Raw genomic sequence first — 14,006 nt, forward strand, 5'->3', positions numbered from 1 at the left:
ATTAACATCGAAAGATATCGCTTTTTTTGAGGCTAACGACAAATGTTAACGTTATCTTTTGCGAATTAGGACGCTAACGACCGAATTAGGAAGACGATGATGACGTTACTACTTCAGGCAAATAATGCCGTTAAAACATTGAAAGAATCGATAAACCCACGCTGGTATCCCCGTTTTCACCTCGCCCCGCAGGCCGGCTGGATGAATGACCCCAACGGCTTAATTTGGTTTGATGGGTATTATCACGTTTTTTACCAACATCATCCCTATACCCCAGTCTGGGGGCCAATGCATTGGGGACATGCGCGTAGCCGCGACATGGTGCACTGGGAACATCTCCCTATCGCTCTCGCCCCAGAAGGCCCAGAAGATAAGGACGGGTGTTTTTCAGGTTCGGCGGTATCCGATGGCGACAAGTTAGCACTTATCTATACCGGGCATAAATTCCATGGCACGCCCTGTGATGAAAATCTCTATCAGGTGCAATGTCTGGCAACCAGCCATGATGGGGTTAATTTCGAACGCAAGGGAATTGTTATCGATACACCTAAAGGCGTGCACCATTTCCGCGATCCGAAAGTTTGGCGAGAAAAAGAGGGTTGGTACATGGTCGTCGGCGCACGTGTCGCCGATATCGGCGAAGTACAGCTCTATCAGTCTGACGATCTTCACCACTGGCACTACGTCAACACGCTGGGCCAGTCCGATGAAAAGATGGGGTACATGTGGGAATGTCCGGATTTTTTCCCGCTTGCTGATAAGCACATTTTGATGTTCTCACCTCAGGGAATTGACGCTGAGGGATATGACTACAGAAATCTGTTCCAGAGCGGGTATTTGGTCGGTAAATGGCAAGAGGATGATTCTTACCAGATTGAGCAAAGGTTCCGTGAAATGGATCATGGCCACGATTTTTACGCCCCTCAATCTTTTGTTGCGCCTGACGGCCGTCGAATAGTGATGGGTTGGCTGGCCATGTGGGAATCTCCGATGCCGGAAAAAGCGGACGGTTGGGCTGGCATGCTCTCTTTACCACGAGAACTTACGCTGGATAAAAACGGCCAGTTGCGCATGAATCCGGTAAAGGAACTGGAATTATTGCGCGGTGATTGCCGACGGTGGCAGGTGAGTGAATTAAGCCATCAGACCATTGTGGTTGAGCAAGGTGGGCAGCCGATTGAAATTCAGTTGGATCTGAATATTCCCCTCAGCACGGCTGAGCAGTTTGGCCTCAATATTGGTCAGGGTGCCCGAATCTATGTGGATAGCCAGTCGCGGCGTTTAGTCGTAGAGCGTCATTATCCTCAATATGAATTGAGTGGCTATCGCAGCGTATCGCTTCCTGATGAAGAGCGACTGACTCTGCGTATTTACATCGATAGTTCCTCCGTCGAAGTGTTCGTCAATCACGGGGAATACACCCTCAGTAGCCGGATATATCCAGAAAAAGACAATCGTGATCTGTCGTTATTTAGTCATAACGGTCGGGCTGTTGTGTATGAAGCCCACGCCTGGTATCTCAACGCTTAATAATGAGAAAAAGAAAATGACTATCTGGACACTTGGTGATGCGGTGGTGGATTTATTGCCGCTAGAAAATATGCAATTCGAGGCCTGTGCGGGTGGTGCGCCTGTCAATGTCGCGGTGGGTGCTGCCATGCTTGGCCAGCAAAGTGGATTTATTGGCAGAGTGGGAAATGATCCCTTCGGCCATTTTTTACACCAAACCATGACCCTTGCCGGGGTCAATACACAGCATGTGGAATTCGATGAGATTCATCATACCAGCACGGTGCTGGTATCACTGGACCAGCACGGAGAGCGTCAGTTTGATTTTCTGGTTAACCCCTCGGCAGATCAGTATTTAAGTCTCGCGGCACTGGCTGATTTTCAGGCGGATATTCTTCATTTTTGCTCTTTAGCCTTAGTCTCCCCCACTTGCCGCGAAACGCTCAATTGCGCCTTGGAACGGATCCATACCGCCGGTGGTTTGGTGAGTTTTGACCTCAACGTGCGTGAGCAGATGTGGAGCAATCGCGATGAAATGCGATCAGAAATAGAGCGGGCGGCGTGGAAAGCCGACATCCTGAAAATGTCTGATGATGAGTGGTACTGGCTGACGGAAACGACTGATTTTAACCTCGCCAGACAACGGCTTGAAGCCTATCCAGCAAGATTAAAAGTGATCACCCGTGCAGAGCACGGTGCCATGGTTTTCTGGCAAAACCAGATATTTTGCTTCGGTGGTTACCCCGTCAACAGCCTTGATACCACTGGCGCTGGCGATGCGTTTATGGCTGGGTTACTCGCAGGCCTTACTGAGCATGGCTGGCCCCGCGTCTTATCGGCACTCACTGCGTTGGTGGAACAAGCAAGTGGCTGTGGTGCATTGGCCACTACGCAAAAAGGCGCACTCAAGGCGCTGCCAGAGAAAGATCGCTTGATAGCATTTATCGCCAATCAAAAGCCTTTGAGCTTGGAAATAAAACTGTAATTTTCAGAATGTCTGGATTGGGAAATATAAATGAAAATTAATATGCCGTTCAGTAACGATAAGTACCGCTATTCCTCTGGCTATTTGCTCTTTTTCTTTGCTGCTTGGTCGCTATGGTGGTCATTTTATGCCATGTGGTTAAAAAATAAATTAGGTCTGTCTGGGGCTGAACTCGGCATGCTCTATTCAGTTAACCAGATATTCAGCATGTTATTTATGATTATCTATGGTTTCTTACAAGACAAACTTGGCACACGTAAGCCGTTAATATGGCTGGTGGGTATTGTGATAACGCTGAGTGGGCCATTTTTAATCTATGTTTATGAACCGCTGCTGGTATCAAACTTTACGCAGGGGATGATATTCGGCGCGATATTTTTTGGTCTTGGTTATCTTGCTGGCTGTGGACTCGTTGATAGCTTTGTTGAAAAGATCAGCCGTCGTTTCAATTTTGAATTTGGTGTGGCGCGTTTCTGGGGCTGCTTGGGTTATGCTGCGGGAACCTTTGTCGGCGGTATTTTCTTTAGTATTAACCCCCATATTAATTTCTGGTGTGTGTCTGTTATGGGCATCCTATTCTTGATCGTTAATCTATTTTTCGATACGGAATCTGGCAGCGAACAAGTGATTGAGAAAAACCACGAAATAACACTGACTCGACAGGATTTTCTCACCATTTTTAAAGATAGTCAGTTCTGGTTCTTTGTGGTGTTTGTGGTGGGGACATGGTCATTTTACAGTATTTATGATCAGCAAATGTTCCCGGTGTTTTATACCGGACTATTTGAAAACCCTGAAATAGCGCCGCGCGTATACGGTTATTTGAACTCAGCACAGGTCTTTCTCGAAGCAGTCGGAATGGCAGTCATTCCTTTCCTGATTAATCGTATCGGGCCGAAGTCAGCGTTATTGCTTGGTGGCTTGATTATGACTTGTCGGATCCTAGGTTCTGCGGTGTTCAACGATATTTATATTATTTCCGTCATCAAGATGCTGCATGCACTGGAAGTCCCGTTGTTCGTTATTTCGGTATTTAAATTTAGTGTCGCAAACTTTGATAAGCGGCTGTCATCAACGATGTACTTAATCGGTTTCAATATTGCCAGTTCGATTGGGATTATCGTGTTGTCGTTCCCGATTGGCCGTCTGTTCGACAGAGTAGGGTATAACAATACTTTCTTTATTATGGCCGGCGTCGTCGTGCTGACGATTCTCTTCGGGTATTGCACGTTAAGTAAAAAGAAACACGAAGTGAATACGCTCGCCTACGAAAATTAATTGATCGAGATAAGCTAAACTTCATCCTAATGCTTATCGCACAAGGATGAAGTTTAGGAGAAGGGCAGAGTATCAATATCGAATCCATGCCCTTGTGGCTTTATTGGGTTTTAAATAACGCTTATTGAATACCGTCAGCGAAAGGAGATACCGCTATTTTTGCGGCTTCAGCTAATATTTCTCTTCTGCTTTGAGCATCTTTTACCGGCTGAGTAAAGTAGGTCACCAGAATTAATGGCGCATGATTATCAGGCCAGATCACTGCGATATCATTGGTTGTGCCATATTCCCCAGCGCCTGTTTTGTCGCCAACCTGCCAAGTTGCGGGCAAACCAGCTCTGATGCTAGCCGCACCGGTCGTATTGCCTTTTAGCCATCCGACCAACTGCGCCCGCTGAGATTTAGCCAAAGCATCACCTAGCGTCAGATTTTGCAGGCTTTCTGCCATTGCTTGTGGTGTCGAGGTGTCACGTTCGTCCCCAGGAATTGCTGTATTCAATTCAGGTTCTGGACGGTCTAGACGAAAAGATTTGTCCCCAATTGAACGAGCAAACTCGGTTAATTTAGCCGGACCACCGAGCTGGGTTAAAATCAGATTCATTGCTGTATTATCACTGTATTGCAAAGTTGCGGCACTTAACTCTGCCCACGTCATGCCTTCCTGCAATTTTTTCTCTGTAATCGGGCTCCAAGTCACCAGATCAGATTTTTTGAAGTGAATCCGCTCGTCCATTAGCGCTTGTTGCGTTTCACTTTTTTTGAGCAACGCGGCAGCGGCCATAACTTTACTGGTGCTACACATTGGAAAACGCTCATCTGCACGATAGTGGATTTGTGAGTTATCTGCCGTATTTATCAGTGTGACACCTAAACGCCCACCTGATTCTTTTTCGAGTGCCATCAGCTTTTGCTGAATTTTTGCATGTTCAACTGGGGTGTTCGCTTGGGCTATTGATGTGGAGAGACAAAGTGGCAACGCAGCGACAGACATGAAGAGGGTACGCTTCAATCCTGATTTCATTATTAACATTCCTTATGGGATGACATGCACTAAAAGTAACGCAACGGAAAGCATTATTACACAGACATCCTAAATTGATTCTTTACGTCGGGTCATTCAGCCACTCTATTATTTACTTCGCTTATACACATCTTGACATTTTTTACTCTATTCTCAGGAAGTTTACTCCACTCACTGGGCGAAGCTTATGAATAACTTAATGCAACAATTACAATCAATGCTTGGGCAGGGAACCAAAAAGAACGGTGAAGGTAATTCCAGTCTGAGCAATATGTTAGTACCCGGTGCCCTAGGGGGACTGGCGGGTTTACTGGTTGGCAGTAAATCATCCCGTAAGTTGCTGAGTAAATATGGTAGCAGTGCATTACTGGCGGGTGGCGGCGCAGTGTTAGGTACTGTGTTATGGAATAAATATAAAGATAAGATCCGCCAGAATCATCAAGATGAACCACAATATGGCCAACAGACTGCACCGGTAGACCAGCGTGTGCAACGATTGGTGATGGCATTAGTCTTTGCGGCAAAAAGCGATGGTCATATTGATGCGAAAGAGCGTGCTGTTATTGAGCAGAATATGCGAGAAGCCGGTATCGATGAGCAGGGGGCGCAGCTCGTGCAGCAAGCTATTGAGCAACCTCTGGACCCACAATTACTGGCTCGTGATATCAAAAATGAAGAAGAGGCGCTGGAACTCTACTTCCTCAGTTGCGCTGTGATTGATATAGACCATTTTATGGAACGCAGCTATCTTTCCGCACTGGGCGATGCACTTAAGATCCCGCAAGATGTGCGCGATGGAATAGAACAAGATATTCAACAGCAAAAAAAAGGCATCACAGAATAATTTCCCCCCAGGTGGTTTTTATTTTAAAACTAAAAACCACCCTATATTGCATTATGCAAAAAGTGAAATTGCTTTATTCAAAAATATAAAAATGAAAAGTGTGATCAGTAATCGCTTCTTTCATTCACCTCTATAACGTCATTGCTCAACATAGGCTTTCTTCTTCACGGATTCTTGAATCATCCATCGCTTTAGCTGCGCTTAAAATCAGTTGTCTAATCCAGCGGTTGGTCTCGTTATTATGAACTCTATGGTGCCAAATTAAGCGAACATTATACTTTTTGGGCGGGCTGGGTGAAGGGATGATAACCAAGGCGGCAGACTTAACAAAATGCCGTGCTAAACGTGTTGGAAGTACTGATGTTAGTTCACTGCCTTTCAACAGAAAAGGGATGCTAGAAAAGTAAGGAACGCAAATAACATCTGTTTGGCGCGCGTCATCAAAGGGTGTTGCTGTTACGACGTGCCCTGTCCTCCCGCCTTTCACACTGACGACAACACGTCGGTACTTTCCTATTTCTTGTGCGGATGGGATACGGCCAACTTTAGCGTAATAAGCCAGAGGGTGACTTTTATGTACCACAAAGCTAAACGATTCTTCGAATAAATCAGCTTGATGAAAATCAGCAGGTAACAATGAATCCGAATAAATCGCCATATCTAAAATACCATTTTCTATTTGGGTAAATAGCGTTTCAGTAATAAGCGTGATTTCAATACATAAATGAGGGGATATTTTAACAACATCGTTAATCACTTTGGATAAGATAACGAATATACCGTTATCTACGGCACCAATACGCACCAAACCACTTAGGCGCTTAGGATCAAATTGGGCTGGTTTGAGCAACTGATCAAGATCGAAAAGCCTTAAAACTACTTGTGGAAACAATGAGTTAGCTCGTTCTGTTGGTTTCATACCATAATGCATACGGATAAATAAGTCATCTTTGAATAACTTTCTCAAATGAGCTAATTGCCGACTTGCAGAGGCTTGGCTGATACCTAATTTTTCCGATGTCTTAGTCAGCGAGCCGGTTTCCATCAGCGTTTTGAAGAAGAATAAAATTTCGGTGTTAAATTTTGGAAACTCCATTGTTATAAAATTCCCTCGGTAAATTAAAGTTACAACCGTTCATCAAGCCATATTTTCCAACCTGATAATTTAAAATAACAATTATTTTTTGATCATATCTGATGATGCATATGCAATCTCAAGCTGAGATCACATTTCCTTTTATTGAATAATTCTATTCCACCTTGAGTGCATGTTCCGAATAATACACATCTATATAATCGATTTTAGTCAATGAGTAAGCACATAACTCTAATCACTTACAAGTTGATGATAGGTCAATAATATTTATCAGCAATATAATAAAGCGATACAGAATGTTTAATTTATTTTTACTATTAGCATATAAGGAAGCTTCTGTATGATAAAGATAAGACTAAGACGTATTCTTGTTCCCACTCTATTGTTGGCTGCTACAGCAGCATTTATACCGTCAACCGTACAGGCTATTGGTGGACCCAGCGGACCTAAAGTTGATTATCAGGTTCCCGGTAAGATTGGTGAAATTATTATGAACCCTTACGAAATTGCGCCCCTGACTGCCATTATCAAAAATGGGGGATATGTGCTCAAAGACGCAATGGTGCGAATTGTTCCAAAAGATAAAGGGCAGGAAATAAAATATACCATTGCGAATAAAAATCTCTTAACCCACGGCGGCATTCCAATCTTTGGGCTCTATTCTGATTATGTTAATACAGTTGAAGTCGAATACACTCGAATTTATGGGACTCAAGCCGAAAAAATTAAGGAGTCATATCAAATCTACGCCCCACCTATTTATGTAGAACCCAATGGATTAGGGGGGCAAAAATCAGCAATGTTTGATACTAAAGTCAATAAAATGTCACCAGAATTTCAAGATAGATTATATCTGGTTAATAATTTTTTAGATAAGTCAGGTAAGGGAACTCGTGCTGTTTGGAATAATCCAACAGGTGGCGCGCTAGAATGGAACTATTATCCACAGAACGCTATTATTGATACCACAGGGGAAATTCGCTGGTATATGTTTGTTCCTCCGATTTATGATCTCAACTCCCTCTATAATGCGGGTGTTATGATGGGCTTCAAACAGAATACTGATGGTGCGCTCAGTTGGGGATTTGGTCAACGCTATGTTAAATACGACATTATGGGGCGCGAAGTCTTTAATCGTCGTTTACCAGGAAATTATAATGACTATTCCCATTCAATGGACAATTCTCCTAACGGCAACTATTTCTTACGTGTAGCGAGCTCAAATTATAAACGCCCTGATGGCAAAAATGTTAGAACAGTGCGTGATGTCATTATTGAGATTGATAGCAATGGTAACGTTGTTGATGAATGGCGCTTATTTGATATCTTGGATCCATACCGCGACATTAATCTTAAAGTCCTTGATCAAGGCGCTGTCTGTTTAAATATTGATGCAACTCAGGCAGGTCATACGTTGACGACGGAAGAACTGGCTAAACTTGATTCTTCAGATCAATTCGGCGATATCGTAGGTAGTGGTGCTGGGCGAAATTGGGCGCACGTTAACAGTGTTGATCATGATACTGAGGATGACTCGATTATTATTAGTTCACGTCACCAGAGTGCAATTGTGAAAATTGGCCGAGATAAGCAGGTTAAGTGGATTCTCGGTAGTCCTGAAGGTTGGAGTGATAAATATAAGGATAAAATACTCACCCCAGTTGATGCTAAAGGTAAGGCTATAAAATGTGAAAATAGTCAATGTGAAGGCGATTTTGATTGGACATGGACACAGCACACTGCCTTTAAGATTGATAGTATGAGTAAAGGCGATAGTATTTTTGTCAGTAGCTTTGATAATGGCGATAGTCGCGGCATGGAACAACCCGCTTTGCCAACAATGAAGTATAGTCGCGCTGTTATTTACAAGATTGATCAGAAGGCAAAAACAGTTCAGCAAATTTGGGAATATGGGAAAGAACGAGGAAACAGTTGGTATAGCCCAGTAACATCATTAACTGAGTATCAGCAAGATAAGAATTCAGTTTTCGTATACTCTGCTACCGCCGGTGCTGAATTTGACCTCTCAACTGGTGCATTTCTAACGTCACCCAATCCATTCATCAATGAGTTTAAGTGGAATGCCAAAGAGCCCTCTGTTGAAATCCAATTAAAAAATACAACTGGCTATCAAGCTATGCCATTTAGTTTAGAAAAATCCTTCGAACAATAATGAATACTTAGCCTTGCCCTAAATTAATTTGGGCAAGGCACTCACTTGATAATGACGATAACGATAAATAATTGATGAGGAGTTGAGTTATGTTAGCCTATTTTCTAAAAAAATTGACTAAAGGCCTAATTGCCACATGTGCAATATTATCATTCAGCGTATCAGCTTTTACTGCAGGCACTGATTATATTATTTTGGATAAGCCAATTCCGGATGCTAATGGAACGCTAATTAAAGTGTTCAGTTATGACTGCCCATTCTGTTATCGATATGATAAAGGCGTCACTCCTGTTGTGATGCAACAAGTCAGTGATATTGTTAAGTTTGAACCTTTTCACCTCGAGACTAAGGGAAAATATGGGGTTGTTGCTAGTGAGTTGTTTGCTGTATTGATAAATAAAGATCAAGAAAGTGGTATTTCTATTCTGGATGACAACTCTTTATTTAAAAAAGCAAAATTTGCTTACTATACTGCTTATCACGATAAAAAAGAGCGTTGGGATGGTGGTGAAGACAGCTTCCTAAAAACAGGGCTTGATGCTGTTGGCATGAGCAAAGTCGATTTCGAACAAGCTAAATTAGATCCAGAAGTACAGGCTAGGCTCAAACGGTGGCAGGAATATGCTTATGATATTGCCAAAATACAAGGTGTGCCTGCATTTGTCGTTAATGGTAAATATCTCATTTTAACCAAAAGTATTCGATCTGTTGATTCAATGGCTGAGTTGATTAAGCAATTAGCGAATCAATAAAGGGGGATAAAATGGGCATGATAAGAAACTTATTTTCTTCGCCTATCGAGACCCTTTATCGTTGGCAAAATAAGCGGTTTTTATGGCTGCTCATGGCTGTCGCTATGGGAGGGTTAGTGATTGTTGCACACTCTTTTTTTCAAATTTATCTCTATATGAATCCGTGTGAACAATGCGTCTATATTCGATTTGCCATGTTAGTCATGGTATTTGGTAGCCTTATCGCACTGATCAATCCTAAAAACTTAATGCTGAAATTAGTCGGGGTTATCGCTTGTTTTTATGGTGCGATTATTGGCCTACTTTACTCAATAAAACTCAATGGGATCCATCACGCAGTACATGGTGCTGATGATGCGCTATTCGGGGTACAAGGATGCTCTACTGATCCGCACTTCCCATTGGGGCTACCTTTAGCAAAGTGGTCGCCAGAGTGGTTTAAACCCACGGGTGATTGTGGCTATGATGCTCCGGTAGTTCCGTTTGATGCTTCGTTGGATGACATACAAAAATGGTTTATCGATATGTATGTTCAAGCAGACGGTTGGTATCTCATTCCGAGCATAAGATTCATGAATATGGCACAAGCCTGTGCATTGGCTTTTGCTCTATGTCTCATCATTTTGATTATTATGGTGATTGTATGGGGAATAAAGATGGCCAAAGAAAAAAGAATTATGGCTTAGTCAATATGAGTGTCTGCTCAAGTATTTTGTGAAAATACAGGTTGAGCCAATGTAACCTTTGTACGTTTAATGTTCGTTTATACTTTCAGTGTTAACTGTATAGTGCTGTGATAGTTTCTTTAAAAACGATTGTTGGCTCAGTCGTTTACCCGTGGAGTGAACTATCACAGCATCAATTCAGTACACCATTAATGCTTTACATCTCAAATAATAAAGCCCATCCGTCACATTAAGGTTGGGCTTTTTTAATATTAATGCTGGCGGGATACACATTGCCATCAAAGCTCGTTAAGCAGTGCCTTTTTGGCCGCATCAAGAAATTCATCTGATATCTTATCGCCAGCGGTTGCGCGAGCCAGGGCCAACGCGCCGGACAACATTGCAAACTGCGCCAAAGCATGCTGCCTGCGTTGTTCATCGTTTTCGATATCGGACAAAGACGCTAATCTGTCTAACATGGCTTTTACGCCACCGAGATACACTTCGCAGACAGGGTTTTCATTATTTTCACGAGCCACATCTGCTGCTAATGCTGTAATGGCGCAGCCACTCTCCATATTGTCACGGTGCTCAGGGGAGAGGTATGACTCCACAAAAGTACGTAATTGAGATTGTTCAGGGAGGTGACTGATTTCCTGCCAACGAGCGCGAGAATCATCGAGCGCTTTACGGCTAGCGGCCGCGGCCAATTCATCTTTGGAGGCAAAATGCCCGTAGAATCCGCCGTGTGTCAAACCGACGGCTGCCATTAAGTCGTTAACGCTAACGCCATTTAAACCCCGAGCTCGGAACAATTTTGAAGATGTTTGCACTATCGCTTCGTGATTGAGCGCCATCTGTTGCTTTGATACTCGAGCCATCATTTTCTCCTTTATTGGGCAGGCAACGTCATAATATGGCATGTTAACATATTAATAGATGTTGCCTATCATCAATAAATAAGTTAAATCATGCACGCGGTGACCGTGGTGTAATGAAGAGCGAACTATCCCCTCCTTGTGACCGAGCCAGCGTTCCGGCAATCTGATCGTGTGGTGTGCCCAACGTGATACTACTGACTTTATCGAGGCGCACCATCTGCTCATGACTTAAGGTGACGTTCAGCGCTGCCAGCGTGTCATCCAACTGTGCGGCGGTGCGAGAGCCTAAAATAGGGATTAGGCTGGTACTGGCGTTTGCTGCTTTATGACGTAGCCAAGCAATGGCAATGTGCAGCGGCTGCACCTGGTGTTCTTGTGCGATAGAAATGACTTCATCCAGTAGAGAGGTATCTTGCTCGGTATGCACCAATCGGCCAGCGAAACCGAGTAAGCGGCCTTCATTGCTTTGGCGATACTTGCCGGTCAGCAGCCCGCCACCCAGCGGTGACCATAACGTAGCGGCCAATCCGAGCGCTTCAGCCATTGGTAACAACTCACGTTCAGCAGTTCGCTGTACCAAACTGTATTCCACTTGAATGCCAGCAATACGCGACCAACCGCGCAGTTCTGCCAATGTCTCTGCTCGGGCGATGCGCCAAGCGGGGAAATTGGACAGTCCGGCGTAATGAATTTTGCCCGCGCGGATAAGGTCGTCAAAAGCACGAACAATTTCTTCCAGCGGAGTGAGTTGGTCATCAAAGTGTGCCCACAGTAAGTCAATGCGATCGGTATTGAGTCGTTTTAGGCTGTTTTCCACTGAAGCAATCATATTACGGCGACTATTGCCTGTCTGACCGACGCTGGGTGTCGAGTGAGCACCTAAAGTATATTTTGTCGCGACCACAAAACGATCACGCTCCGCCGCAATAAATTCGCCCACAATCTGTTCTGATTGTCCAAATTGATAACCATCAGCGGTATCGATGAAGTTTCCGCCCGCATCGGCATAACGATCGAATACCTGCTTTGCCTCTTCTTTTTCTGAACCATATCCCCAGCCTGTGCCAAAGTTACCTGTTCCTAGTGCCAATTCGGAGACCCGAAGGCCACTATTACGACCCAAAGTGGTGTATTTCATATTGATGACCCTTTTATGTGAAGATTGATGACGCATGACATCTAACATATATGTCACTTGACATCTATTTTCGCAAGGAAAATGTGTTTAAGGGGATGAAGTAAAGTCAGGTTACCGAAAAACGAAGAAAACCACATCGCAGTGGTTTTCTTAGGCAGTACTCATTGGGGGGAAATTCACCGTGAGGGATCCCCCACGGTGGGGATAGCATCAGTACAGACCGAGCAAACGCCACCACATCAACCCGACGACCAAGGTAATGATCACGTTCACGGTGACGACACAAAAATTGATTTTGTAAAAGCGAGGGCGCTCAAAATATCCCTGTGCAAAATAGATAGGGCCGGGGCCACCACCATATTCAGTATTGCCCCACATCAGGTTACTGAAAATCCCAAAGCAGATGGCCACCATCATTGGGGGAGCTCCGGCAGCAATAGCCGTGGCGGCAAAGGGGGCATACAGTGCAGCGACATGTCCCGAGGCGGTAGCAAATAAATAGTGAACGTAAATATAGAGCAGGGCGAGGATAACGAAAGTCTGCATGGCACCGAATCCATGAACAGAGCTTCCCAGTTTGACGGTCATCCAAGGAATGAAACCAAGGTCTGATAGACCAGTCGCCAAGCTAATAATGACGCTGAACCATATGACGGTGTCCCATGCAGCGTAGTCTTGCAGCAGTGCTTTCCAGTCTACCGCGCGTGAGGCAAATAAGTAGGCGGCTAATCCCAATCCAACGCTAGTGGCAGACAAACCGGTGAGCAAGCTGGTTCCCCAGCCGATGAGCGCGAGCAGAAAGCCCACGGCGACTTTTTTCTCCGTGAGTGTCATGGGGCCAAGTTCTTCGAGCGCATGGCGGCCCATTTCTTTGGCTTCAGGCGTCTTTTTTAGCTCTGGATTGATGATTCGATAGACCAAGAGCGGCATCAAACAAAAACAGACCATTGCCGGTACGACGGCGGCAACAAACCAGCCACCCCAAGTGATCTCTACACCCAGTGAGGTTTTCGCCAAGCTACCGACGAGCGGGTTGGCGGCCATCCCAGTGAGGAAGATTGCACCGGTAATCGGGGTAAATTGGAAACAGACCATAGTGAGGAAATCGCCGATTTTTTTTCCTGATTTTCCCGGTTCTGATCCAAGCACGGCATTTATTGAGCGGGCAATGGGGAAGATAATGCCACCCGATCGCGCCGTCACTGATGGCATGGCAGGCGCCATAATCAAGTCAGACACGCCGAGTGAATAGGCAATCCCTAAACTGCTGCCACCAAAAAGAGAGAGCATTTTATAGGCGATGCGTTTGCCTAACCCTGACGTGACAAACCCCAGAGAAAGAATGTAAGCACAGAAGATTAACCATACTGTTCCGCTGGCGAAGCCCGATAACGCCTTGGCTTCGGTGAGTGTGCCAGTAAAAATGGCAACACAAAGTGCAATCAACATGACTGCACCTGACGGCAGCGGTTGGGTGAGTATGGCTGCGATGGTTGCCGCAAAAATGGCGAACATGTGCCATGCCTGCGGTGTCAGCCCTTCCGGTACAGGAGAAAACCAGATAATGGCACCCAGCAAGAGTGGGATCACTGTCGCCATTATCTTTTTCCCCTTGAATGAATCTGATGACATGGTCATCTCCTCAATCGAGTGGGTCGTTTGGA

Annotated in this window: 12 protein-coding genes; 7 read left to right on the forward strand and 5 right to left on the reverse strand. The window is 44.6% G+C overall.

Annotation, left to right across the window (positions count from 1 at the left end; genetic code table 11):
• Positions 1-96 precede the first annotated feature (96 nt).
• The 3 genes from BN68_RS00460 to BN68_RS00470 are packed head-to-tail and all read left to right on the forward strand — an operon-like array spanning position 97 to position 3,772.
• The gene (locus BN68_RS00460; protein WP_042806348.1) at positions 97-1,530 is read left to right on the forward strand and encodes a glycoside hydrolase family 32 protein; all 1,434 of its coding nucleotides are present in this window, start codon (positions 97-99) and stop codon (positions 1,528-1,530) included.
• A 16-nt stretch (positions 1,531-1,546) separates the two neighbouring features.
• A complete protein-coding gene (locus BN68_RS00465; protein WP_019209190.1) occupies positions 1,547-2,494 on the forward strand; it encodes an aminoimidazole riboside kinase in 948 nt (315 codons plus the stop codon).
• A gap of 30 nt (positions 2,495-2,524) precedes the next feature.
• Positions 2,525-3,772 (forward strand): oligosaccharide MFS transporter, encoded by a 1,248-nt coding sequence (locus BN68_RS00470; protein WP_019209191.1) that lies wholly within the window; start codon positions 2,525-2,527, stop codon positions 3,770-3,772.
• A gap of 121 nt (positions 3,773-3,893) precedes the next feature.
• Here BN68_RS00470 and bla read toward each other — a convergent pair whose 3' ends face one another.
• Positions 3,894-4,793, reverse strand: a complete 900-nt coding sequence (gene bla / locus BN68_RS00475) for a class A beta-lactamase (RefSeq protein ID WP_019209192.1) — start codon at positions 4,791-4,793, stop codon at positions 3,894-3,896.
• 187 nt (positions 4,794-4,980) lie between these two features.
• Between bla and BN68_RS00480 the strand changes: the two genes are divergently transcribed.
• Positions 4,981-5,637: a tellurite resistance TerB family protein gene (locus tag BN68_RS00480; protein ID WP_019209193.1), complete on the forward strand. Its 657-nt coding sequence runs from the start codon at positions 4,981-4,983 to the stop codon at positions 5,635-5,637.
• Between the two features lie 145 nt (positions 5,638-5,782).
• Here the strand turns inward: BN68_RS00480 and BN68_RS00485 are convergent, their stop codons facing one another.
• Positions 5,783-6,733, reverse strand: coding sequence for a LysR family transcriptional regulator (locus BN68_RS00485; protein ID WP_019209194.1), 951 nt, complete (start codon positions 6,731-6,733; stop codon positions 5,783-5,785).
• Between the two features lie 340 nt (positions 6,734-7,073).
• Between BN68_RS00485 and BN68_RS00490 the strand changes: the two genes are divergently transcribed.
• From BN68_RS00490 to dsbI, 3 genes are all read left to right on the forward strand, one after another.
• Positions 7,074-8,906: an aryl-sulfate sulfotransferase gene (locus BN68_RS00490; RefSeq protein WP_051144528.1), complete on the forward strand. Its 1,833-nt coding sequence runs from the start codon at positions 7,074-7,076 to the stop codon at positions 8,904-8,906.
• A gap of 89 nt (positions 8,907-8,995) precedes the next feature.
• A complete protein-coding gene (locus BN68_RS00495) occupies positions 8,996-9,658 on the forward strand; it encodes a thiol:disulfide interchange protein DsbA/DsbL (protein ID WP_019209196.1) in 663 nt (220 codons plus the stop codon).
• An 11-nt stretch (positions 9,659-9,669) separates the two neighbouring features.
• Positions 9,670-10,344, forward strand: a complete 675-nt coding sequence (gene dsbI / locus BN68_RS00500) for a protein-disulfide oxidoreductase DsbI (RefSeq protein WP_019209197.1) — start codon at positions 9,670-9,672, stop codon at positions 10,342-10,344.
• Positions 10,345-10,622: 278 nt separating this feature from the next.
• Here dsbI and BN68_RS00505 read toward each other — a convergent pair whose 3' ends face one another.
• The 3 genes from BN68_RS00505 to BN68_RS00515 form a co-directional block, all read right to left on the reverse strand.
• Entirely contained in the window at positions 10,623-11,204 is a 582-nt protein-coding gene (locus BN68_RS00505; protein WP_019209198.1) for a TetR/AcrR family transcriptional regulator, read from the reverse strand.
• An 88-nt stretch (positions 11,205-11,292) separates the two neighbouring features.
• The gene (locus BN68_RS00510; RefSeq protein WP_042806350.1) at positions 11,293-12,342 is read right to left on the reverse strand and encodes an aldo/keto reductase; all 1,050 of its coding nucleotides are present in this window, start codon (positions 12,340-12,342) and stop codon (positions 11,293-11,295) included.
• A 210-nt stretch (positions 12,343-12,552) separates the two neighbouring features.
• Positions 12,553-13,974, reverse strand: a complete 1,422-nt coding sequence (locus BN68_RS00515) for a DASS family sodium-coupled anion symporter (RefSeq protein ID WP_019209200.1) — start codon at positions 13,972-13,974, stop codon at positions 12,553-12,555.
• Between the last annotated feature and the right edge of the window lie 32 nt (positions 13,975-14,006).

Source organism: Yersinia massiliensis CCUG 53443, assembly GCF_000312485.1.
Lineage (GTDB): Bacteria > Pseudomonadota > Gammaproteobacteria > Enterobacterales > Enterobacteriaceae > Yersinia > Yersinia massiliensis.